General features: G+C 69.8%; 17 protein-coding genes. 9 read left to right on the top strand and 8 right to left on the bottom strand.

The features are described 5' to 3' along the window. The first annotated feature begins 443 nt into the window (after nt 1-443). Nucleotides 444-2648, top strand: coding sequence for a DEAD/DEAH box helicase (locus BLR95_RS16320; protein WP_092617185.1), 2205 nt, complete (start codon nt 444-446; stop codon nt 2646-2648). Between the two features lie 228 nt (nt 2649-2876). After that, nucleotides 2877-4526, top strand: a complete 1650-nt coding sequence (gene ipdC / locus BLR95_RS06540) for an indolepyruvate/phenylpyruvate decarboxylase (RefSeq protein ID WP_245689314.1) — start codon at nt 2877-2879, stop codon at nt 4524-4526. Nucleotides 4527-4584: 58 nt separating this feature from the next. On the opposite strand, the gene BLR95_RS06545 is transcribed toward ipdC, so the two are convergent. After that, nucleotides 4585-4830, bottom strand: a complete 246-nt coding sequence (locus tag BLR95_RS06545) for a YfhL family 4Fe-4S dicluster ferredoxin (protein WP_092617188.1) — start codon at nt 4828-4830, stop codon at nt 4585-4587. A 467-nt stretch (nt 4831-5297) separates the two neighbouring features. Here BLR95_RS06545 and BLR95_RS06550 point away from each other — a divergent pair, with 467 nt between their 5' ends. The 4 genes from BLR95_RS06550 to BLR95_RS06565 all read left to right on the top strand — a co-directional run bounded on the left by BLR95_RS06550 (nt 5298) and on the right by BLR95_RS06565 (nt 9745). Further along, the gene (locus tag BLR95_RS06550) at nt 5298-7025 is read left to right on the top strand and encodes a 2-oxoacid:acceptor oxidoreductase subunit alpha (protein ID WP_092617191.1); all 1728 of its coding nucleotides are present in this window, start codon (nt 5298-5300) and stop codon (nt 7023-7025) included. A 40-nt stretch (nt 7026-7065) separates the two neighbouring features. After that, entirely contained in the window at nt 7066-7920 is an 855-nt protein-coding gene (locus BLR95_RS06555; RefSeq protein WP_092617194.1) for a 2-oxoacid:ferredoxin oxidoreductase subunit beta, read from the top strand. 86 nt (nt 7921-8006) lie between these two features. Beyond that, on the top strand, nt 8007-8510 hold the full coding sequence (locus BLR95_RS06560) for a ferritin-like domain-containing protein (RefSeq protein ID WP_092617197.1): 504 nt from the start codon (nt 8007-8009) through the stop codon (nt 8508-8510). 44 nt (nt 8511-8554) lie between these two features. Continuing rightward, nucleotides 8555-9745 carry an acyl-CoA dehydrogenase gene (locus BLR95_RS06565; protein WP_092617200.1) on the top strand — a complete coding sequence of 397 codons (1191 nt, stop codon included), beginning with the start codon at nt 8555-8557 and terminating at the stop codon, nt 9743-9745. A gap of 414 nt (nt 9746-10159) precedes the next feature. Here the strand turns inward: BLR95_RS06565 and BLR95_RS06570 are convergent, their stop codons facing one another. The 4 genes from BLR95_RS06570 to BLR95_RS06585 all read right to left on the bottom strand — a co-directional run bounded on the left by BLR95_RS06570 (nt 10160) and on the right by BLR95_RS06585 (nt 14918). Beyond that, complete coding sequence (locus BLR95_RS06570; protein ID WP_092617203.1) at nt 10160-10846, bottom strand: OmpA/MotB family protein; 687 nt, start codon at nt 10844-10846, stop codon at nt 10160-10162. Between the two features lie 34 nt (nt 10847-10880). Further along, complete coding sequence (locus tag BLR95_RS06575; protein ID WP_092617206.1) at nt 10881-11684, bottom strand: motility protein A; 804 nt, start codon at nt 11682-11684, stop codon at nt 10881-10883. Between the two features lie 175 nt (nt 11685-11859). Beyond that, entirely contained in the window at nt 11860-13179 is a 1320-nt protein-coding gene (locus tag BLR95_RS06580; protein ID WP_092617210.1) for an HlyD family type I secretion periplasmic adaptor subunit, read from the bottom strand. After that, nucleotides 13176-14918: a peptidase domain-containing ABC transporter gene (locus BLR95_RS06585; RefSeq protein WP_176787681.1), complete on the bottom strand. Its 1743-nt coding sequence runs from the start codon at nt 14916-14918 to the stop codon at nt 13176-13178. The genes BLR95_RS06580 and BLR95_RS06585 overlap by 4 nt, the downstream gene beginning before the upstream one ends. A gap of 131 nt (nt 14919-15049) precedes the next feature. Here BLR95_RS06585 and BLR95_RS06590 point away from each other — a divergent pair, with 131 nt between their 5' ends. Further along, nucleotides 15050-17323: a CHASE2 domain-containing protein gene (locus BLR95_RS06590; protein WP_245689316.1), complete on the top strand. Its 2274-nt coding sequence runs from the start codon at nt 15050-15052 to the stop codon at nt 17321-17323. Between the two features lie 38 nt (nt 17324-17361). Here BLR95_RS06590 and BLR95_RS06595 read toward each other — a convergent pair whose 3' ends face one another. From BLR95_RS06595 to dapA, 3 genes are all read right to left on the bottom strand, one after another. Continuing rightward, entirely contained in the window at nt 17362-17973 is a 612-nt protein-coding gene (locus BLR95_RS06595; RefSeq protein WP_342719716.1) for a glutathione peroxidase, read from the bottom strand. Between the two features lie 64 nt (nt 17974-18037). Next, a complete protein-coding gene (gene smpB, locus BLR95_RS06600; RefSeq protein WP_092617216.1) occupies nt 18038-18523 on the bottom strand; it encodes an SsrA-binding protein SmpB in 486 nt (161 codons plus the stop codon). 6 nt (nt 18524-18529) lie between these two features. Next, entirely contained in the window at nt 18530-19405 is an 876-nt protein-coding gene (gene dapA, locus BLR95_RS06605) for a 4-hydroxy-tetrahydrodipicolinate synthase (protein ID WP_092617219.1), read from the bottom strand. A 282-nt stretch (nt 19406-19687) separates the two neighbouring features. On the opposite strand from dapA, the gene BLR95_RS06610 reads away from it, so the two are divergent. Both BLR95_RS06610 and BLR95_RS06615 read left to right on the top strand, forming a co-directional pair. Next, on the top strand, nt 19688-21631 hold the full coding sequence (locus BLR95_RS06610) for a lytic transglycosylase domain-containing protein (RefSeq protein ID WP_143130946.1): 1944 nt from the start codon (nt 19688-19690) through the stop codon (nt 21629-21631). After that, a complete protein-coding gene (locus tag BLR95_RS06615; RefSeq protein WP_092617224.1) occupies nt 21628-22638 on the top strand; it encodes a threonine ammonia-lyase in 1011 nt (336 codons plus the stop codon). Before BLR95_RS06610 ends, BLR95_RS06615 begins: the two co-directional genes overlap by 4 nt. The last annotated feature ends 9 nt before the right edge of the window (nt 22639-22647 follow it).

The following is a 22647-nucleotide window of genomic DNA, read 5'->3' on the forward strand; positions in this document are numbered from 1 at the left end:
AACCGGCGGCACCACGCCGCCGGAGGTTGACAGCCCCCGGTCAAGGGCGGATAGTCCGCCGCCGGTCGGGGTTCCGACACCCTCCGCCGCCGCCATTCGGCGGGCGCCCGAAGGATCCAGGGACCCCGTGGGCCGGCTCTTGGGAAACCGGCTCTTGGGAAACCGGCTCTTGGGAAAAGCGTCGGGCTGCGTGCCGGAGCACCGGGCGTGACGGCCGGAACCGCGCCGGACCAAGGCGTCAACCGGGCACACCGCCGCTCCCAAGGCGCGGGACCACCTCGAGCCATGGCCCCGCGTTGCGTGGCCGGTCGCCCGGGTCCAGCCCGCCGCTGGCGGCTCCATCGTGCCGCCGGTTGATTTTTGCCCCCCGGTTTGCCGTATCCGAAATTTCCCTATCCGAACTTCCCCCGTATCCGAACTTCAAGGACAGTCGGTCAGAGTTGATGAGTTTCGCCGACCTCGGCCTCAGTGCCGACACCCTCAAGGCCGTTACCGAAGCGGGCTATGAGACCCCCACCCCGATCCAGAGCCAGGCCATCCCGATGGTCCTGCAGGGCCGCGACGTGCTGGGCATCGCCCAGACCGGCACCGGCAAGACGGCCGGTTTCACCCTGCCGATGATCGACATCCTGACCAAGGGCCGGGCCAAGGCGCGCATGCCGCGCTCGCTGATCCTCGCCCCGACCCGCGAGCTGGCGACCCAGGTCGCCGACAGCTTCAAGAACTACGGGCGCTATCACCGGCTGACCCACGCCCTTCTGATCGGCGGCGAATCGGTGGTCGAGCAGCGCAACGTGCTGATGCGCGGCGTCGACGTCTTGATCTGCACCCCGGGCCGCCTGCTCGACATGTTCGAGCGCGGGCTGCTGCTGCTCACCGACGTCAAGATCCTGGTCATCGACGAAGCCGACCGGATGCTCGACATGGGCTTCATTCCGGACGTGGAACGGATTGTCGGCCTGCTGCCGCCGATCCGCCAGACGCTGTTCTTCTCGGCCACCATGGACAAGGAAATCCAGCGTCTGGCCGACGCCTTCCTGATGAACCCCAAGGAAATCCGCATCGCGCCCAAGATCTCCACCGCCGAGACGGTGACCCAGCATCTGGTCTGCGTGAACGTGATCGACAAGCGCGAGGCACTGCGCCACGTCCTGAACATGGAGGAGGTGCGCAACGCCTTCATCTTCTGCAACCGGAAGCGCGACGTGGACGTGCTGCAACGCTCGCTGCACAAGCACGGCTTCGACGCCGTCGCCCTGCACGGCGACATGCCCCAGTACGTGCGCACCCAGACCCTGGAGCGCTTCAAGGCCGACCAGATCAGGCTTCTGGTCTGCTCCGACGTGGCGGCGCGCGGGCTGGATGTGGTCAACGTCAGCCATGTGTTCAATTTCGACGTCCCCAACCACCCGGAGGACTACGTCCACCGCATCGGCCGCACCGGCCGGGCCGGGCGCGAGGGCAAGGCCTACACCCTGGCCACGCCGGAGGACGGCAAGCATCTCGACGCCGTCGAGCGCTTCATCGGCCGGGCCATTCCGGAAATCGTCCTGGAAGGCATCGACCGCTGCGAGATCACCGAGCAGGACCGCCAGGAAGGCGGCAAGAGCCGCCACAAGCGGGCCGGCGGCGAACGCGGCGACCGGCGTTCTTCGTCCAAGACGGAGCGCACCGCCGCCCGGCCGCCCCGAGGCGAGCGCGGAGAGCGTCCTGAACGCGGTGAACATCCTGAGCGCGGAGAGCGCCCTGAACGCCCCGAGCGCCCTGAACGTCCTGAGCGCAACGCCCAGCGGGAAGAGCCGCGGGACAGCCGCCCGATCCGCTCCGACGAGCGGCCGGCGCGCGGGCGGGATCGCGGATCGCGGGGCGACTCCGGGCGTGAGGGCGGCGACCGGCCGGTGGTTGCCTTCGGCGATCAGATCCCGGCCTTCATGCTGATCGAACCCCGCCCGGCCGGCGGCAGCGACGACGACGACGGCGAGATTGCGCCCGAGGACTCCAAGCCCGCCGCCAAGCCCGCCACCAAGAGCCGCCGCAAGAAGGCCGCGCCGGTCGGCGAGGGCAAGCCGCGCCGCAGCCGCAAGAAGGCCGAGCCGACGCCAGAGCCCGACAGCGTTGAGGCGCAAGTTGAGGCGCCAACGGTTGAGGCGCCAACGGTTGAGGCACAGGGTGAGCCACAGGGTGAGGACGCTGCCGAGGCAGCTTCCGAAACCGCTCCCGAGGCCCTTCCCGAGACTGCTGCCGCCAGCGACGACGCCGCGCCGCCGGCCAAGAAGCCGACCCGACGCCGCACCACGCGCAAGAAGGCGGAGGCGGCGGACCCCGCCGAGGCAGCGGCCGAGACGACGGCGGAATCCCCGGCCGAAGGGGCCGAGGAGACTCCGCCGACCGCCAAGCCCGCGCCGCGCAAGCGTCGCAGCCGCAAGAGCGCCGAAAGCGGCGCCGCAGCCGGCCCGGCCGAGGGTGGCGAAGGAACCGGCGCCGACAGCGTCGAGCCCCCCGCCGCCAAACCGGCCCGCAAGCCCCGCACCCGTCGCAAACCGGCCGCCAAGGCCGAGACCGCCGACGCTGCCGACGCTGCCGACGTTCCCGACAAGGCACCGGAGCCGTCGCCCTCCGAAGCCGCCAGCGAAACGCCCGCCGACTGAAGCGCGCCGCGACGGGGCGATCTCTGGGAATTCACCGTTCGGGGATCGCCAGGCGCCCTTGATTGCCGGACCCAGGCCACGTCCCGGCCAGTTGAGGGCGGCGGGCAACGCCACCGGGCCGCGACCCTGCCACCATCATTGAATTGATGGGGAGGCCGATTTGGGCGACAACCGGAAGCCACCATGTGGTTCCCCCTTGTTCGCCCCCGGCTCCAGGAATCCCCCACCATGTCCATGCCTTCCGCCGCCGGCACCGCCCCTCTCGGACGGGTCCTGCTGGATGCCCTGCGCGCCCACGGGGCGCGTGAGATCTTCGGCATCCCGGGCGATTTCGCCCTGCCCTTCTTCCGCCACGTCGAACAGGCCGGCATCCTGCCCCTGTTCACCCTCAGTCACGAGCCGGCGGTCGGCTTCGCCGCCGATGCCGCGGCGCGCTGGCACGGCGGACCGGGGGTGGCCGCCGTCACCTATGGCGCCGGGGCGTTGAACATGGTCAATCCGGTGGCCGGAGCCTATGCCGAGAAATCGCCACTGGTGGTGATCTCCGGCGCCCCGGGGCTGGCCGAGCGCGACCGGGGGCTGCTGTTGCATCATCAGGCCCGCACCGTCGATTCCCAGTTCCGCATCTTCTCGGAAATCACCTGCGACCAGTGCGTGCTCGACGACCCGGCCGAGGCCCCGGCCCGTCTGGCCCGGGTGCTGCGCCGCTGCCGCGAGGAGTCGCGGCCGGTCTACATCGAACTGCCGCGCGATCAGGTGGACCGCCCCTGCGCCCCGGTGCCGGTGCTGCCCGCCTCGCCGATCGACACCGAGGTCGTGGACGCCTGCGCCGACGCCGTGCTGGCGCGCCTGGCCGAGGCCCGCGCCCCGGCCATGATCATCGGCGTCGAGGTGCGCCGCTTCGGGCTGGAGGACAAGGTGGCGACGTTGGCCCGCCGGCTTGGCCTGCCGGTGGCCAGCACCTTCATGGGGCGCGGCCTGCTGGCCGAGGCCGAGGCGCCGCTGCTCGGCATCTACCTGGGCCCGGCCGGCCATCCCGAGGTCAGCCAGCCGATCGAGGAGGCGGACGCCCTGCTCATGCTCGGGGTGCTGCTGTCGGACACCAACTTCGGCGTCTCGGCCCGGCGGATCGACCTGAGGCGGGCCATCCGTGCCGTGGATCGCACCGTCAATCTGGGCTTCGCGGTCTATCCCGAAGTGCCGCTGGGAGCCCTGCTCGACGCCCTGCTGGCCCGTCTGCCAGAGGCCACGCCGGCCGGCCGGCCGGTGCCGCCGCGCGCCGAACCGCCGCACGGGCTGATCGCCGACGAGGCGCCGGTTGCCCCGGCCGACATCGCCCGCGCCGTCAACGACCTGTTCGCCGCCCACGGTCCGATGCCCATCGCCGCCGACATGGGCGACTGCCTGTTCACCGCCATGGACATCGCCCCCAGCCATCTGGTGGCGCCGGGCTACTATGCGACCATGGGCTTCGGGGTGCCGGCCGGGTTGGGGCTGTGCGCCACCGACGCCGGGCGGCCGCTGATCCTGGTCGGCGACGGGGCCTTCCAGATGACCGGCTGGGAGCTGGGCAACTGCCAGCGCCTGGGCTTCGCGCCGCTGGTCATCGTCTTCAACAACGCCAGCTGGGAGATGCTGCGCACCTTCCAGCCCGAGGGCGGCTACAACGACCTATCGGCCTTCCGCTTCGCCGACATCGCCGAGACCCTGGGCGGGCGCGGCCACCGGGTGAGCACCCGGGCCGAACTGAAAAGCGCGCTGCAGGCGGCCCACGCCGACCACGGCCGCTTCCAGCTGGTCGAGGTGATGCTGCCCAAGGGGGCGGTGTCGGACATGCTGGGCCGCTTCGTGGCGGCGGCGCGCGGCGCCAACAGCTGACCGCGCCTCACACAGGCGGTCGGCGCGGCCATGCAAGCCGCGCCGGCCGGAAGCGGGATCAGCCGTGCAGCCGCTCGTACTTGGCGGTCAGCTCTTCCTGGCTTTCCTCGTGGTTGGGATCGACCAGGATGCACTCCACCGGACAGACCACGATGCACTGCGGCTCGTCGAAGGCACCGACGCACTCGGTGCAGCGGTCCGGATCAATGGTGAAGATCGGGTCACCCTCTTCGATGGCGTCGTTCGGACACTCGGTGGGACAAGCCCCGCAGGCGATGCAGTCTTCGTTGATGTAAAGGGCCATGGGAAAGCTCCTCGGCGATACTTCTGGGGCGATACGTCTGGGGCGAACCGTCCGGACGTCAATCGGGGTGACGGGGCCCAGGTTTCAAGGCACAAGGCCCGGCGAGCGGTGGCGGAAAGTACCGCTCGGCGGGCCGGTTATAGGGAATGCCGACGGTGGAATCCACCCTGCATTTCCTGCCGGTTTAGCCGATCACGCGGCGCCATGAATTGAGACTTATCAACCCCCACGGACGACCGCCGCGCCAAGTCACCGATCGCCGCCCCGGGCTTGATTGGCAATATGTGTCGGCTTGGTGTATACCCTCCCTTCAAAAGGCGCCCTTCAACCTTCAAAAGGTGCCCCTTCCAGACCTGCCCGGCCCGCTGGGCCAAGGGCCGGCCCCGACGACCTTTAAAGACGCCGCAAAGATGCCGGCGCTGATTGATCCCGAGGTTGTGAATTGATCCCGAGGTTGTGAGAAGCCCATGTCCAATCCGTCCGTGTCGATTGCCCTGACCGGCAGCGGCGGCGCCGGGGTGATGACCGCCGGCCAGATGCTGCTCACCGCCGCCGCCCGAGCCGGCTGCTATGGCCTGATGAGCCGCTCGCTGGGGCCGCAGATCCGGGGTGGCGAAAGTGCCGCCCTGCTGCGCCTGTCGACCGCCCCGGTCGATGGCCCGGACGACATCTTCGACCTGCTGCTGGCCTTCGACTGGGGCAACATCGACCGCTTCGCCGCCGAGCTGCCGCTGAACGAAAACAGCGTGGTCATCTACGACCCCGGCCAGGGCCCGGTGCCCGAGGTGGTGCGCGAGCCGGGGCCGCGTCTGGTCCAGGTGCCGCTGAAGGAGATCGCCAAGGGCATCCCCGGCGGCCGCGAGAACATGGTCGGCCTGGGCCTGATCACCACCCTGATTGGCCTGGACGCCGCCTCGCTGCGTCAGGTGATCGAGGAGAGGCTGGGCCGCAAGGGAGCCGAGGCGGTCGACACCTCGTGGCAGGCGGTGGAAGCCGGCGCCGAGGCCGCCACCGTCGACGGCCTGCCCCGGCTCGACCAGGCCAGCCCCGCCGCCCCGGGCAGCCGCTGGCAGATTTCCGGCAACGATGCGGTCGGCCTGGGCGCGCTGCGCGGCGGCGTGCGTTTCGTCGCCGCCTATCCGATCACCCCGGCCACCGAGATCCTGGAATGGATGGCCGTCAACCTGCCCAAGGTGGGCGGCGCCCTGGTCCAGTGCGAGGACGAGTTGGCCTCGGTGTGCATGGCGCTGGGCGGCAGCTACGCCGGCGTGCCCTCGATGACCGCCACCGCCGGCCCCGGTCTGGCCTTGATGACCGAGGCCATCGGCCTCGGCGTGGCCAGCGAAACCCCGGTGGTGATCGCCAACGTCATGCGTGGCGGCCCCTCGACCGGCATTCCCACCAAGTCGGAACAGTCCGACCTCAACATCGCCTGTTACGGCCTGCACGGCGACGCGCCGCACATCGTCACCGCGCCGACCTCGATCGCCGACTGTGTGTTCACCGCCCAGTGGACGGTCTATCTGGCCGAGGCCCTGCAATGTCCGGCCATCCTGCTCTCCGACCAGGCCATGGGTCAGGCCCAGGCGGTGATCGAGAAGCCCGCCGAGGTGGCCTTCATCGGGCGGCGCAAGGTGGCCCGTCCGGCCGATCTGGAGAACTACCAGCGCTATCGCATCACCGCCGATGGCATCTCGCCGGTCGCCCTGCCCGGCATGCCCGGCGGCCAGCACACCGCCGACGGACTGGAACACGCCCCTTCCGGCACCCCTTCGACCCAGGCCGCCCACCACCAGGAACAGCTCGACAAGCGGCGCCGCAAGCTCGACAGGTTCGACTACGGCGACCACTGGGCGATCCGCGCCGGCGACCCCGAGGCCGAGCTGGCCCTGATCACCTTCGGCTCGCTGACCGGGGCTGCCCGCGACGCGGTGACCCGTTGCGCGGAGGCCGGCCTGCCGGTGCGCCTGATCGCCCCGCGCCTGCTGCTGCCGGTCCAGGTCGAGCGTTTGGAGGCCGCCCTGGCCGGAGCGACCAAGCTGCTGATCGTGGAACAGAACCACGAAGCCCAGTTGCGCCACCTGCTGGCCGGCCATATCCGCCTGCCGGCGGTGGTCGACAGCCTCAACCGGGCCGGCCCGCTGACCATCCGCCCCGGCGAGATCGTCAGCGCCCTGACCACCCTGGCCGCCTGAGCCCCGTCCCCTCCCGAGCAGAGCCGAGACAGAGCCGACCATGAGCGCCATCGACGCCGACACCGCCGCCCCCGTCCTCAAGGCCAGCGACTACAAGTCCGACGTCAAACCCGTGTGGTGCCCGGGCTGTGGCGACTTCTCGGTCCTTTCCGCCATCACCAAGGCGCTGGCCGAGCTGGGCATTCCGCCGCACGAGGCGGTGGTTGCCTCGGGCATCGGCTGCTCGTCGCGCATTCCGGCCTACACCACGGTCTATGGCTTCCATTCCGTGCACGGCCGGGCGCTGCCGGTGGCCTCGGGCATCAAGCTGGCCCGGCCCGAGCTGACCGTCCTCGCCGCCGGCGGCGACGGCGACGGGTTCTCCATCGGCGGCAACCACTTCATCCACGCCTGCCGGCGCAACGTCGACATGACCTACATCGTCATGGACAACGCCGTCTACGGGATGACCAAGGGCCAGGCCAGCCCGACCACCGAGCCCGACTGGACGGCCAGCAAGCTGACCCCGGACGGCCCCGGCATCAGCGCCTTCCAGCCGCTGGAAATGGCCCTGTCGGCGGGCGCCCAGTTCATCGCCCGGGGCTTCACGGCCAATCCCAACACCCTGGCCCACCTGATCTGTCAGGCCATCCGCCATCCCGGCTTCTCGCTGGTCCAGGTGCTCAGCCCGTGCATCACCTACCGGCCCGAACAGCGCGCGTACAAGAACCGGGTGCACCAGCACTTCGGCCATCCCGAGCCGGCCACCGACCGCCGCGAGGCCTTTGCCCGCCTGATGGACGACGATGGCTTTTCCCTCGGCGTGCTCTACAAGGGGTCGCAGCCGGTCTATCAGCCCGCCCCGGCGCCCAGCGCCACGCCCGAGGAAGTGGCGGCCCAGTTCGCCATCTGCTGAGCTCCCTGCCCGCCCCTTGGCCCGACGCCCGCCGGGTCGGCCTCACGCCCCCCTGTATCCACGCAGCCCATGGAGGAGACGGCCCCATGGATACCCTGGGAGAGTTCCTGGTCCACGCCATCACCCTGGAGGACGAGTCGGCACAGCGCTTCGACGAGTTGGCCGACGTGATGGAGGTCCACCACAACAGCGAGGTGGCCGGCCTGTTCCAGCGCATGGCCCACTACTCCCGCCTTCACCTGGCCGACATCAAGCGGCAGGCCGAGGGCAAGGAGTTGCCCCACATCCCCCCCTGGGAGCTGAAGTGGCCGGATGACGAGGCCCCGGAAACGGTGGCCCACGAGGAAGGCCACTACCTGATGACGGCCTACCACGCCCTGCGCGCCGCCCTGCGCAGCGAGCGCACCGGCCACGCCTTCTATGCCGGCGTGGCGCGGGATACCCAGGACCCGGAAATCCGCAAGCTGGCCAGCGAGTTCGCGGCCGAGGAAGCCGAGCACATCGCGCTGCTCGAACAATGGCTGCTGAAGTACCCGCCGCCCCGCGAGGGTTGGGACGAGGACCTTGACCCGCCTGCGGTAGTGGATTAATCGAGGTTGGCAATCCCCTGATATATTTTGGAGTTCAACCGTTCATGAGCCGCGTCGCGTTCGACTGGGAAGACCCCCTGCTGCTGCGTGAGGAACTGTCCGACGAGGAGCGCCTGATCCTCGACAGTGCCCGCGCCTATTGCGCCGACAAGCTGATGCCCCGGGTGCTGTCGGCCCATCGCGAAGAACGTTTCGATCGCGAAATCATGAGCGAGATGGGCGAGATGGGCTTCCTCGGCCCGACCCTGCCCGAAACCTATGGCGGGACCGGGGTGAGCCACGTCGCCTATGGCCTGATCGCCCGCGAGATCGAGCGGGTCGATTCGGGCTACCGCTCGGCGATGAGCGTGCAAAGCTCGCTGGTCATGCACCCCATCCACGCCTACGGCAGCGAGGAGCAGCGCCAGAAGTACCTGCCCAAGCTGGCCACCGGCGAATGGGTCGGCTGCTTCGGCCTGACCGAACCCGACCACGGCTCCGACCCCGGCGGCATGAAAACCCGCGCCGAGGCCATCGATGGCGGCTATCGCCTGAACGGCCAGAAGATGTGGATCACCAACAGCCCGATCGCCGATCTGGCGGTGGTGTGGGCCAAGTCGGCGGCCCATGACGGGCGCATCCGCGGCTTCATCGTCGAGCGCGGCATGGCCGGCTTCTCGACCCCCAAGATCGAGGGCAAGTTCTCGCTCAGGGCTTCGATCACCGGCGAGATCGTACTGGATGACGTGGAAGTGCCCGAAGCCAACCTGCTGCCCGAGGGCAGCGGCCTCGGCGGGCCCTTCGGCTGCCTCAACAAGGCGCGCTACGGCATCGCCTGGGGGGCCCTGGGCGCCGCCGAGTTCTGCTGGCACGCCGCCCGCACCTATACCCTGGATCGCAGCCAGTTCGGCCGGCCGCTGGCCGCCAACCAGCTGATCCAGAAGAAGCTGGCCGACATGCAGACGGAAATCACCCTGGGGCTGGCCGGGGTGCTGCGCCTGGGCCGGCTGATCGACGCCGGCCAGGGCGCGCCGGAAGCGATCAGCCTGATGAAGCGCAACAACTGCGGCAAGGCGCTGGACGTGGCCCGGATGGCCCGGGACATGCACGGCGGCAACGGCATCAGCGACGAATTCCACGTCATCCGCCACCTGATGAACCTGGAGACGGTGAACACCTACGAGGGCACCCACGACATCCACGCCCTGATCCTGGGCCGCGCCCAGACCGGCCTGCAGGCCTTCACCGGGGCCTGAGCACCGGCCCGCGATGAGTAGGACTCATCGCGGCGTGGTCAAGCCCTTAGGGTCCGGGCGCCAAGTTGGGGGCTTTGCCCCTTCGGCCGCTCAGGCGGTTGATTGGGGGCTTTGCCCCCAACCCCCCATCGGGGGACCGAGGCGGTCCCCCGAACCCCCTCCATTCATTAATTCATTCATTGATCGCCGAGCGAGCCGAACAGTCGGACGGATTTCCGCAGGCAGGCCACCAAAAACCAAGACGTGCTCCGCTCAGAGGCAACGATTGTTCACCAACGAATGGAGGGGTCCGGGGAAGCCCTGCTTCCCCGGTGGGGGTTTGGGGGCAAAGCCCCCAACTTAATAACGCCCCAAACTTGGCGCCCGGACCCTGATACGGACCTTTGGATGAGTTTCTCTCATCGCCGGTTGGTATCAATAGGTCAGGGCCGGCGACACCCGGACCACCACCCGGCGGTTGATTTCCTGGTTGTTGGGCAGGGGCTCGCCGAAGGGATCTCGGTTGGGCACCTTGGGCGCCACGTCGGCCAACCCGATGGCGCTCATGCGCGGCGTGTAGATGCCCTGGTCGGCGAAGAAACGGACCACCGAGGAGGCCCGGGCCGACGACAGCTCCCAGTTCGAGGGATACTTCTCGGTGCTGATCGGGGTGTCGTCGGTGTGGCCCTGGACCTCGATCTGGAAACCCACGTAGCGTTCGCCCATCAGGGTGGCGGCGACCCGGGTCAGAATGGGCAGGGCGGCCGGGTTCAACTCGGCCGACCCGGGGGCGAAAAAGGCGGTGGAGGCGAACTCGATGGTGATGCCCCGGCTGTCCTCGCCCAGACCGACCACGTCCTCCACCTGCATGGTCTCGATGGTATCGGCCAGTTCCTTCTTCAGGGTCTCGATGGGACGTTCCCTGGCCTCGGCGCCCAGCCCCTCGGCCAGCCCCGCCTGGACCTGCTCGAACAGCACCAGATCGACCTTGGAAATGGAGGCCAGAAGAACGAAGAAGGCGAGCAGCAGGGTCACCATGTCGCCATAGGTGATCATCCAGTCCTCGGCCCCTTCGTCGTTCCGACGCCGCGAGGTGAACTTGCCGTCTTTCTGATGGAACATGCATCCCCCCTGCCCGGGGTCTGACCGCCAGGGGTCAGCCCGGCCGGCGCTTCATCTTGTCGATGTTGAAGTGGACCGAGGGATCAAGATAGCTGTTCATGCGGTCCTGGATGTAGCGTGGCGACTTGCGCTCGGCCAACAGGGCCAGCCCCTCGGCCAGCAGGTAGTTGCGAAAGCGCACGATTTCCTCGCGCTGCTGGACCTTGCTCGCCGCCGGCAACAGCACCAGACGCGACAGCAGCACGCCATACAGCGTGGTCACCAGGGCCACCGCCATGCCCGGCCCCAGCATGGCGGGATCCTCGCCCATGTTGTCGAGCATGATGATCAACCCGACCAGGGTGCCGATCATGCCGAAGGCCGGCGCCGTGCTGCCCATGTTGCGCAAAATGTCGGCCTGCACGGTGTTGCGGCCGTAGTTGCTTTCGATGGTGTTGGCCATGATCTCGCGCACTTCCTGGCCGGTGTAGCCAGAGGTCACCAGATCCACCCCGAAGCCCAGGAAACGGTCGTGCCGACGCACCTTGCCGGCATCGGTTTCCAGGCCCGGCAGGCCGTTCTTCTGGATGATGTAGCCCCAGCGGATGACCCGGCCCACCTCGTTGGTCAGGATGGCCCGGGTGACCTCGGTGGTGAAGAGGATCGACAGCAGCCCCCGGAAGGCCTGCACCACATAGCGCGCCTCGAAGGAGACGAAGGCCGCCGCGAAAGTGCCACCGGCGACCATGATGAAGCTTGGCCCATCCAGGAAAACCAGGATGTTGTCGGTTTTGAGGACCACCGCGCTGACGAACAGCCCGAAACCGATGATCACTCCCAGAATGGTGGCAAAGGACATCGGCTGGCGCCCTGATCAACCCCTCCGGCGGCGGTCCGACCCCTGGCCTTCCGGGTCTGCTGTTCCACCAACCGGCCCCAAATGTTGCGGCCATTGTCACAAGATACACGTTTCAGGCCAGAAGCCAAGGCGCACCAAGGGATTGTCGGGGCAAACCCGGGCTTTGCCCAAGGGCTCAGCGCTCGCGGAAGGCCTCGTGGCGCAGCTTCAGCACCGGGCGGATCAGGTAGTCGAGCACGGTGCGGGTGCCGGTGTGGATATCCACCGTGGCCTGCATCCCCGGCGAGATGGGCAGGTCGCCCGGTCCATCGCCCAGCCAGGTGCGGTCGGTGGCGACCACCACCCGGAAGAAGGGGGCCTGCCCCTCCGGCGTGGTGGAATCCGGGGCGACATGGATCACCTCCCCCTCCAGGCCGCCATAACGGGCGAAATCGTAGGTGGAGACCTTCACCGTCGCCGGCTGGCCCTCGCGCACATAGCCGCGGTCGACCGGCGACAGCCGGGCCTCGACCACCAGTCGGTCGCGCGACGGCACGATGTCCATGATCGGCGCCCCGGGGCTGACCACGCCACCGATGGTGAAAAAGCGCAGGTTCTTGACCACGCCGGTGATCGGGCTTTCGATCACCGTGCGCCGCGCCTGATCGGAGGCCAGCTTGAGCATCTCGCGGTGGCGGGCGATGTCGGCTTCCACCTCGCCGGCGTTTTCCAGGGCCTCGCGCCGGAAGGCCTGGCGGGTCTCGGTGATGCGCTGGCTGATCTCCGACAGCGCGGCGCGGGCCCGGGCCAGCGCTTCGCCCTGGCTTTCCAGCTCGCCGCGCAGGCTTTCCACCTCGCCTTCCAGGCGAACGTGTTCCATGCGCGCCGTCAACCCCTCGGCCAGCAGGTCGGCCGACATGGCCAGACGCTCCTCGGCCAGGTCCAGTTCGCGGGCCAGCGAGGCGCGGCGCGAGGTGATTTCGGCGATGTCGGCCTGACGCTGACGCTGCTGGTCGGCCAACACGCCGAGGGTCGAGATCAGCTCCTGCTGGCGGGCCCGGTAGGTGCTCTGTTCCGAGGCCAGCAAGGCCGGGCGGCGCTCGGCCGGACCCGGCGGGAACTCGGGCGGAAGCTCGGGCGGCCGACCCTCGGCCTCGGCGGCGAGGCGGGCCCGGGTCAGCAGCAGGCCGTCCAGGCGGACTTCCATCTCCTCCTTGTTCATGGCGGTCACCGCCAGATCGAGCCGGACCAGCGGCGTGCCCGGGCTGACCCGGTCGCCCTCGCGGACCATCAGCTCGGCGATGATGCCACCTTCCAGGTGCTGGATGGTCTTCACCCGGCCCTGCGGCACCACTTCGCCGGTGGCCACCGCCACCTCGTCCAGCTCGGCCACCGAGGCCCAGGCGACCAGCCCGGCGAGCAGGGCCATGACCAGCCAGCCGAGGGGTCGCCAGCCGGGCAGGCGATGGCGGGCCAGAACCCGGGCCAGCGGGCTGTCGGGCGGAGGGTGGCTCATGACCGGCTCCCCCGCGACAGGTAGGCCAGCACCTCGGCCGCCGGACCGGAGGCGGCCAGCCTGCCCTGTTCCAGCACGAAGATGGTCCGCGCCGCCTGGAGCAACACCGGGCTGTGGCTGACCACCACCACCGTGCGCTCGGCGGCGAGGCGGCGCAGGGTCTCGGCCAGCCCCCGTTCGGCGGCGCTGTCCAGGCTCGCCGTCGGCTCGTCGAGGACGATCAGCGGCGGCTCGCCGATCAGCGCCCGGGCCAGGACAAGGCGCTGCCGGATGCCGGCCGACAACCGTCCGCCCCCCTCGCCGACCGGCGTGCCGTAGCCCTCCGGCAGGGCGGCGATGGCGTCGTGGACCCCGGCCAGCCGGGCGGCGGCGACCACCGCCGCGTCATCGACCGCGCCCCGGACGGCACCCAGGGCGATGTTGTCGCGGATGCTGCCGGCCAGCAGCACGCATTCCTGCGGCGCGTAGCCCACCCAGGCGGCCAGATCGTGGCGGCCGAACTGGCCGATGTCGGCGCCATCCAGCAGCACCCGCCCCTCGGCCGGCCGATAGAGCCCGATCAGCAGCTTGAGCAGGGTGGTCTTGCCGCAGCCGTTGCGGCCCATGATGGCCGTGATGCCGCCCGGGCGGATGGTCAGGGCCAGGCCGTCCAGCACCGGCGGCGCCGGCGGCGCGGCGAAGCGGAAGGTCAGGTTCTCGACCGTCAGATGGCCGGCCGGACGCGGCAACTCGACCGCCCCCCGGGCCGGCTCGGTGGGCAGGGCGAAGGCCTCGCCCAGACGGGCCGCCGCCTGCCGGGCGGCGATCAGGCCGCGCCAGCCGCCGACCAACTGGTTGAGCGGGGCGAGCAGGCGGCCGCCCAGCATGTTGGCGGCGATCAGGCTGCCGATGGTCATCTGATGGTCGATGATGGCCAGGGCGCCGACGGTGGTCATGGAAACCGTGGTCACCACCCCCAGCGCATGGCCGATGTGCACGAAACGATCCTGGCGCTGGCCGCGCCGCACGGCGTGGTCGATGGTTTCGGCCCGCGCCTTCTCCCAGGCCGGGGCCAGGGCGTGTTCCATGGCCAGCGCCTTGACCGTGGTCCGGCCAAGCAGCCGCTCGGCGAGCAGGGTGTCGCGCGCCTGCGCCCCCGTCCGTTCGGCCCGCGCCACCGCCCCCACCGAGAAGCCGGCCCACACCGCGAGCCCGAAAAAGGCCGCGAAGGCGATGACCAGGATCCACGCCACCGGCTGGGCGATCAGGAAGACCAGGCCGATGAACAGGAAGACGAACGGCAGGTCGGCGGCCAGCAGGGCAATGCCGCCGCCCAGGGTGTTGCGGACCAGATCCAGGTCGCGGTGCAGGCCCTGCCAATGGCTGGCCGGGCGCGCCTCCAGGATGGCCAGGGGGAGCGCCGCCAGATGGGCGTCCAGCTTCTGGCCGGCCCTCACATCGACCCTCAGGGCCACCCGCTGCATCAGGCGGGCCCGCAGGCCGCGCAGCAGGAAGTCGAACACCACCACCCCGGCCATGCCCAGGGTCAGCCCGGTCAGGGTCGACAGGCCGGCGTGGAAGACCACCCGGTCGTAGACCTGCAGCACATAGACCGGGGTGGCCAGGGCCAGCAGGTTGACGAAAAAGGAAACCAGCAGAACCTCGCCCAGGTAGGGGCGCAAGGGGGCCAGCACCGGGGCCAGCCAGCGCCGGCGCCCGGCCATCGGAGGGTCCGCGAAGGGCGGGGTTGCGTCGGCCATGACCGGCATCAAACACCGCCGCCCCGAAGTTGGCAAGGCGGGGGAATTTCGCTCGCCGGACGGGGCGCGCGGCGCTACCCTTTCCCGATAAGTTTCCGGGGCAAGGGCGGCGGCGGCCGGGCGAGGGATCGGTGGCGGACAAGCAAGGCAAAAAAGGGCGGCGCACGGCCAAGTCGGGCAGCAAGCCGGGTGGCCGGCTGGCCCGTCTGTGGTCGGCCAGCCTGAAGAGCGGGCGGCTGGTCGCCCTGATCATGCTGGTCGTCTTCATCAGTCTGCGGCTGGCCGACCCGGCCCCCTTGCAGATCGTCCGCAAGCAGACCTTCGACCTCTACCAGCGCCTGAAACCGCGCGAGATCACCGCCCGCCCGGTGACCATCGTCGACCTGGACGAAAAAAGCCTGGCCGAGGTCGGCCAGTGGCCCTGGCCGCGCACCCTGGTGGCCGATCTGATCGATCGGCTGTTCGCCATGGGCGCCATCGTGGTCGGCTTCGACATGGTGTTCGCCGAGCCCGACCGCATGACCCCGGACAGCTTGGCCGAGGTGCTGCCCGGCCTCGACCCGGAGATGCGCGACAAACTGCGCGGCCTGCCGGGCACCGACGAGGTGTTCGCCCGGGCCATCGCCAACGGTCGGGTGGTGATGGGCCAGTCGGTGCGCAACGACGCCCCGCCCCAGGCCGAGGACGCGCCGACCACCTCGGTGGCCTGGGTCGGCGGGGTCGATCCCCTGCCCTACCTGGAGCCCCACGGCGGACTGGTCCGCAACATTCCCCTGCTCGACCATCAGGCCATGGGGCGCGGGGTGTTCAACGTCTCGCCGGAGCTGGACGGCATCATCCGCCGGGTGCCCATGGTGCTCAACGTGGAGGACCAGATCCACCCCTCGCTGTCCACCGAGATGCTGCGCGTCGCCACCGGCAACACCACCATCCTGGTGAAAACCCCCAAGAAGGGCCAGGGGGTGGAGGGCGTCTACATCAAGCCCAAGCTGATCAAGACCGACGAGGCGGGCCGGGTGTGGGTCTACTTCTCGCGCTACGACACCGCCAAGTACCTGCCGGCGGTGGATGTCCTCAACGGCACGGCACCGCCCGAGATGGTGCGAAACAAGCTGGTCATCATCGGCACCTCGGCGGTCGGGCTGCTCGACATCAAGTCCTCGCCGGTCAATTCCTTCCTGCCCGGGGTCGAGGTGCACACCAACATCATCGAGAACGTGCTGTCCGACACCCAGTTGCGCCGCCCCGGCTACATGCTGGGCAGCGAAATGACCATCGCCCTGGTTCTCGGGCTGCTGCTGATGATCGTGGTGCCGCTGGCCCCGGCGGTGTGGACCCTGGGCACCTTCATCGTCGTCGCCGGCGGGTTGGTGGGAACAAGCTGGTATCTGTTCGCCCAGCACCTGCTTCTGTTCGATCCGGTGATGCCGTTCAGCTCGTCGCTGCTCATCTACGGCTTCCTGACCTACGCCAGCTTCTCGCGGGAGGAGGCCCAGCGCCGTCAGGTGCGCGAGGCCTTCAGCCGCTACATGTCGCCGGCCCTGGTCGAACGGCTGGCCGACGATCCGGGCCAGCTCAAGCTGGGCGGCGAGATGCGCGACATGACCCTGTTGTTCTGCGACGTGCGCGGCTTCACCACCATCTCCGAACAGTTCGACGCCGAGGGCCTGACCCGCCTGATCAACCGCTTCCTCACCCCCATGACCAACAAGATCCTGGAACACCGGGGCACCATCGACAAGTACATGGGCGACTGCATCATGGCCTTCTGGAACGCCCCGCTGGACGACGCCGAGCACGCCCGCAACGGCTGCAACGCGGCCATCGAGATGAAGGGCCTGCTGGTCGGCCTGAACCAGGATCTGAAAGCGGAGGCCGAGGCCGAGGGCCGCAGACACATCCCGCTCAACATCGGCATCGGCATCAATTCGGGCATCTGCTGCGTCGGCAACATGGGCTCGGACCAGCGCTTCGACTATTCGGTGCTGGGCGACAACGTGAACCTTGCCTCGCGCCTGGAGGGGCAGTCCAAGACCTACGGCGTGACCACCGTGCTGGGCGAGAACACCCGGGCCCTGGTCCCCGACTACGCCACCCTGGAGCTGGACCGCATCCGGGTGAAGGGCAAGACCCTGCCGGTGACCATCTTCGGCCTGCTCGGCAACCCGGAGGTGGCACGATCAGAGGAATTCCAGACCCTGGCCGCCCACCACGGCGAGATGATCGCCGCCTATCGGGCCCAGGACTGGGATACCGCCGGCGCCGCCCTGGACAAGGCCCGCGCCGCCGCCGAGCCGTGGCACATCGACGGACTCTATGCCCTTTACGCCGCACGGCTGGAGGACTACCGCCTGAACAGCCCCGGGGCTGACTGGGACGGGGTCTACGTGGCACTCACCAAATAGGGTACTCACCAAATAGGGCACTCACCGAACAGGCGGCCCTACCCGGCCAGGCTCCGTTCCACGGCGGCGCGCAGCTTGGCCGCATCCGGCTTGGTCATGCTGGAAAACCAATCGACCAGCCGGCCGTCGGGGCCGATCAGGTACTTGTGGAAGTTCCACTTGGGGGCCGACAGGAAGCCCCCCTGCTGGCGCGCCCAGGCATAGAAGGGATGGGCCGCGTCGCCCTTCACCGAGACCTTCTCGGTCATCGGAAAGTTGATGCTGAAGTTGACCGTGCAGAACTCCTTGATCTCCGCCTCCGAGCCCGGCTCCTGGCCGGCGAAGTCGTTGGACGGCACGCCGAGCACCACCAGCCCGCGCTCCCGATAGGTCTCCCACAGGCTTTGCAGGCCCTCGTACTGGGGCGTGAAGCCGCAGCGCGAGGCGGTGTTGACGACCAGAACGGTCTTGCCGGCGAAGTCCTTGAGGGGCAGCGGCTGGCCATCGATGGTGGTGAAGGAGAAGTCGTGGGCGGTGGTCATCGGGGTCTCCGCGGTGGGTTCCGGGGTCGCCGAGTCGGCGGGTGCGGCCAGCGGCAGCACAAGACAGGCGAGAAGCAGCGAGAGGCCGGCCACATCGGCCAGCCGGCGCATCAACAGGGAACGGGACATGGCGAGGCTCCGGCCAGGCGTTGGGGGTGTCTGCCCCTTCCTACGCCCGGCCCGGCCGGCTGGATCACCCCTTCTCGCGCAACAGGCGCCCTTTCTGGCGTTCCCAGTCGCGAGCCTTTTCGGTCTGCCGCTTGTCCACCTGCCGCTTGCCCTTGGCCAGCCCGATGTTCAGCTTGGCGATGCCCCGATCGTTGAAATACAGGTGCAGGGGGACCAGGGTCATGCCCTGGCGGCCGACCGCCTGGAACAGGCGGGCGATCTCGCGCCGCTTCAGCAGCAGCTTGCGGCGCCGCTTGGGCTCGTGATTGAACAGCGCGGCGTTGGGGTATTCGGGGATGTGGGCGTTGATCAGCCACACCTCGCCGCCCTCCACCGAGGCGTAGGACTCCTGGATGTTGGCCCGCCCGTGGCGCAGCGACTTGACCTCGGTGCCGGTCAGTTGGATGCCGGCCTCGAAGGTGTCGCCGATCTGGTAGTCATGCCGCGCCCGGCGGTTCTCGGCCACCCGGCCGGTGGCGATCAGTCCACTCTTTGCCTGCTTGCCCGCCATGATGCCCTAGAGAATCCCGGCGTGGATCATCGCCGCCTTGATGCGTTCCCGGGTCGGCGGGCTCACCTCGCACAGCGGCAGACGCACCGTGGGCTGGCACTTGCCGAGCAGGCTGGCGGCGTACTTCACCGGGGCCGGGCTGGATTCCAGGAACAGCGCCTCGTGCAGCGGCATCAGGCGGTCGCGCAAGGCCATGCAGGTGGCCAGATCCCCGGTCCGCCAGGCCTCGTGCAGGCGGCTGGACAGGCTCGGCGCCACGTTGGCGGTGACCGAGATGCAGCCCACCCCACCCTGGGCCAGGAAGGCGACCACGGTGGCGTCCTCGCCGGAGAGCTGGCAGAAATCGGGACCCACGGCGACTCGCGTCTTCAGCGGCCGGGCCAGATCGGCGGTGGCGTCCTTGACCCCGACGATGTTCGGGATCTCGGCCAGCCGGGCCATGGTGGTGACCGACATGTCGATCACCGACCGGCCGGGGATGTTGTAGATGATGATCGGGATATCAACCGCTTCGGCCACCGCCTTGAAGTGCTGGTAGAGCCCTTCCTGGGTCGGCTTGTTGTAGTAGGGCGTCACCACCAGGGCGGCATTGGCGCCGGCCTCGCGGGCGTGGGCGGTCAGCTCGATGGCCTCGGCGGTGGAGTTGGAGCCGGCGCCGGCGATCACCGGCACCCGGCCGGCCGCCACCTCAAGGCACAGCTCGACCACCCGTTTGTGCTCGTCGTGGCTCAGCGTCGGGCTCTCGCCGGTGGTGCCGGTGGGGACCAGGGCATGGCTGCCCTGCTCGATCTGCCAGGCGACAAAGTCCTGGAAGGCGCGCTCGTCGACCGCCCCGGAGTCGGTAAACGGGGTGATCAGCGCCGGAATGGAGCCCTGAAACATTTCTCTGACGTTCCCGATGGTTGGCCGGCCCCCGACCCGTATCGGGCGGAGCGCCGGGAAAGCGACGAAATCTAGCCGCTTCGCCGGGCCCAGGTCAAAGCCCTTGAGAGCCGGGGGTTCAGGCGACCTCCAGGCGGCTTGTGTCAGCAAAATGATACGGGGCCACCCTTGTGGGGCGGGGGGCGGGTTCCCTACACTGAATGCCGTGGCACGTCGACCCGCTCGAATAAGGGGAGGATGATGGTCGGGCTTTCATGCACGGCGCGGCGCGGTGTCGCCGGCTTGGCCTTTGTCCTGGCGCTCGCCTGGGGGCCGGGCGGGGCCAATGCCTCGCCGCTCACCCCGGAAGATCGCGCCCACTATACGGAAGCCTTCCGGCTGGCCGACGACAATGCCTGGGACGCCGCCCACGCCGAGGCGGCCAAGGGCGGCCTGCCGCTGCTCGCCAAGGTGCTGCGCTGGCGCCACTATCTGGAGCCCCGGGCCGATGTGGGTTTTGCCGAGATCACCGCCTTCCTCGCCGCCAATCCCGAGTGGCCCTACCCCAGCCTGCTGCGGCGCCGGGCCGAGGAAGCCATCCGCATCGGCGAGGACCCGCGGGCCGTGGTCGACTGGTTCGAGGCTCACCCGCCACTCGGCACCGATGGCCACATCGCCCTGGCCCGCGCCCTCGACACCCTGGGCGAGGAAAGCCGGGCCGCCGAGGAAGCCCGCGCCGCGTGGCGCACCGGCACCTTCGGGCGGGCCCAGGAGCGCGCCTTCCTGGCCCAGTTCGCCGAGGACCTGACCCCGGACGATCACATCGCCCGCCTCGACCACCTGATCTGGTCGCGCGAGTTGGTCTCGGCGCGGCGCATGCTGAAACGGGTGCCCGATGATCATCGCCATCTGGCCCACGCCCGACTCGCCCTGGCCGACCGCCAGAACGGCGTTGATGCCGCCATCAAACAGGTCCCGCCGGCGCTGCGCGACCACCCCGGCCTGGTCTACGAGCGGCTGAACTGGCGCCGCGCCAAGGGGCGCTACGAGGCCGCCATCGCCCTGCTCGACCACCCGGCGGCCAACCAGGGCGATCCCGACCGCTGGTGGCGCGAACGGGCCATCCTGGCCCGCGAGGCCCTGGAGCGCGGCCACATCACCGCCGCCTACCGGGCCGCCGCCGAGCACGGCCAGGAAAGCGGCGCCGGTTTCGCCGAGGCCGAGTGGCTGGCCGGCTGGATCGCGCTCAGGTTCCTGCGCGAGCCTGAAACCGCCGTCGGCCATTTCGCGCGCATGTACGACGGGGTGCGCTATCCGATCAGCCGGGCCCGCGGCGCCTATTGGGCCGGCCGGGCCGCCGAGGCGGCCGGCGATGCCGCCGGCGCCGCCCACTGGTATGGCGAGGCCGCCCCCCACGTGACCACCTATTATGGCCAGTTGGCCATCGCCAAGCTGGGCGATCCGCGCTCCTGGCCGCTGCCGGTCGACCCCCTGCCGACGGCCGACGACATCGCCGCCGTCAACGCCCGCGAGGCGACCCAGGTGATCCGCCTGCTGCACGCCCTGGAGCGGCGCGACGAGATACCGGCCTTCGTCCTTCGCCTGGGGGATCTGGCCGAAACGCCGGGGCAGGCCGCCTTGGCCGCCACCCTGGCGCGCGACAACGGTCGCCCCGATGCCGCCGTGGCCCTGGCCCGCCGGGTGGTGCTGGAGGGCACCTCGCTGGTCGAGTCGGGGTGGCCGGTGCCGCGCCTGGACTATCCCCCGGCGCCGGAACAGGCCCTGATCCTGTCGATCATCCGCCAGGAGAGCAATTTCAATCCGGAGGCGGTCAGCCGGGCCGGGGCGCGCGGCCTGATGCAGCTGATGCCGACCACCGCCAGCCGGGTCGCCAAGGCCGCCGGGCGCCCCTACGACAAGGCCCAGCTGACCGAGGACCCGGTCTACAACGTGCAGATCGGGGCGCACTATCTGGCCTCGCTGATCGATGACTATGGCGGCTCCTACGTGATGGCCATCGCCGCCTACAACGCCGGGCCGTCGCGGGTCGCCCGCTGGGTGCGCGACAATGGCGACCCGCGCGACCCCGACATCGATCCCATCGACTGGGTCGAACAGATCACCTTCAAGGAAACTCGCAACTACGTGCAGCGGGTGCTGGAAGGCCTCCAGGTCTACCGCCACCGCCTGGGCACCACCGAGTTGGCCCTGTCGTTGGACAGCGACCTCAAACGGTCCGACCGATGACCCGGCCCCCCAGCCATGACCGCATCCTGGCCGCCGCCGACCGGCTGGCCGGACTGATCGGCCCCACCCCGCTGCTGCCCAGTCCGGCCCTGGCCCAGGCCAGCGGCGCCGCCGCCGTATGGCTGAAGGTGGAGGCCCTGCAGCACACCGGCTCGTTCAAACTGCGCGGGGCCAGCAACCGGCTGGCCCTGATTCCCGAGGAGAGTCGCCCGGCCGGCGTGGTCACCTGCTCGTCGGGCAACCACGCCCAGGCAGTGGCGTGGGCCGCCGCCCGGCTGGGCATGCCGGCGGCCATCGTCATGCCCACCGACGCGCCGCCGGTGAAGCGTCAGCGCACCGAGGCCCTGGGGGCCGAGATCCATCCCTACGACCGCTGGCGGGAAGACCGCGAGGCGCTGGCCCGGGCGTTGACCGAGGCGCGCGGCGCCACCTTCGTCCACCCCTACGAGGATCCGGAGGTGATCGCCGGCCAGGGCACCGTGGGCCTGGAGTTGGTCGCCCAGTGCCGGGCCGCCAACGGCCAGCCGCCCCAGACGGTGCTGGTCCCCTGCGGTGGTGGCGGGCTGTCGGCCGGGGTCGCCCTGGCGGTGGATGCCCTGGCCCCGGGCTGCCGGGTGCTGGCGGTGGAGCCGGAAGGGCTGGACGACACGGCGCGCTCGCTGCGCGCCGGCCGGCGTCTGGCCAATCCGCCCGAGGCGCGCTCGATCTGCGATGCCCTGCTGGCCCCCGAACCCGGCGCCCTGACCTTCTCGCTGAACCGCGCCCTGCTGGCCGGCGGGCTGGCGGTCGGCGATGGCGAGGTGCGGCGTGCCATGGGCTGGCTGTTCCGCGAACACCGGGTGGTCGCCGAGCCGGGGGGCGTCGTCGGCGTGGCCGCCCTGCTCGCCCGACGCCTGGAGGTTACCGGGCAGCGGGTGGTGGTGGTGGTGTCGGGCGGCAACGTGGACCCCACCCTGTACGCCGAGGTGCTGGGGGAGATGGCCGGGCCGGCGCCAGGGTCGGCGTAACCGCCGCCC

This window comes from Roseospirillum parvum (assembly GCF_900100455.1).
GTDB lineage: Bacteria > Pseudomonadota > Alphaproteobacteria > Rhodospirillales > Rhodospirillaceae > Roseospirillum > Roseospirillum parvum.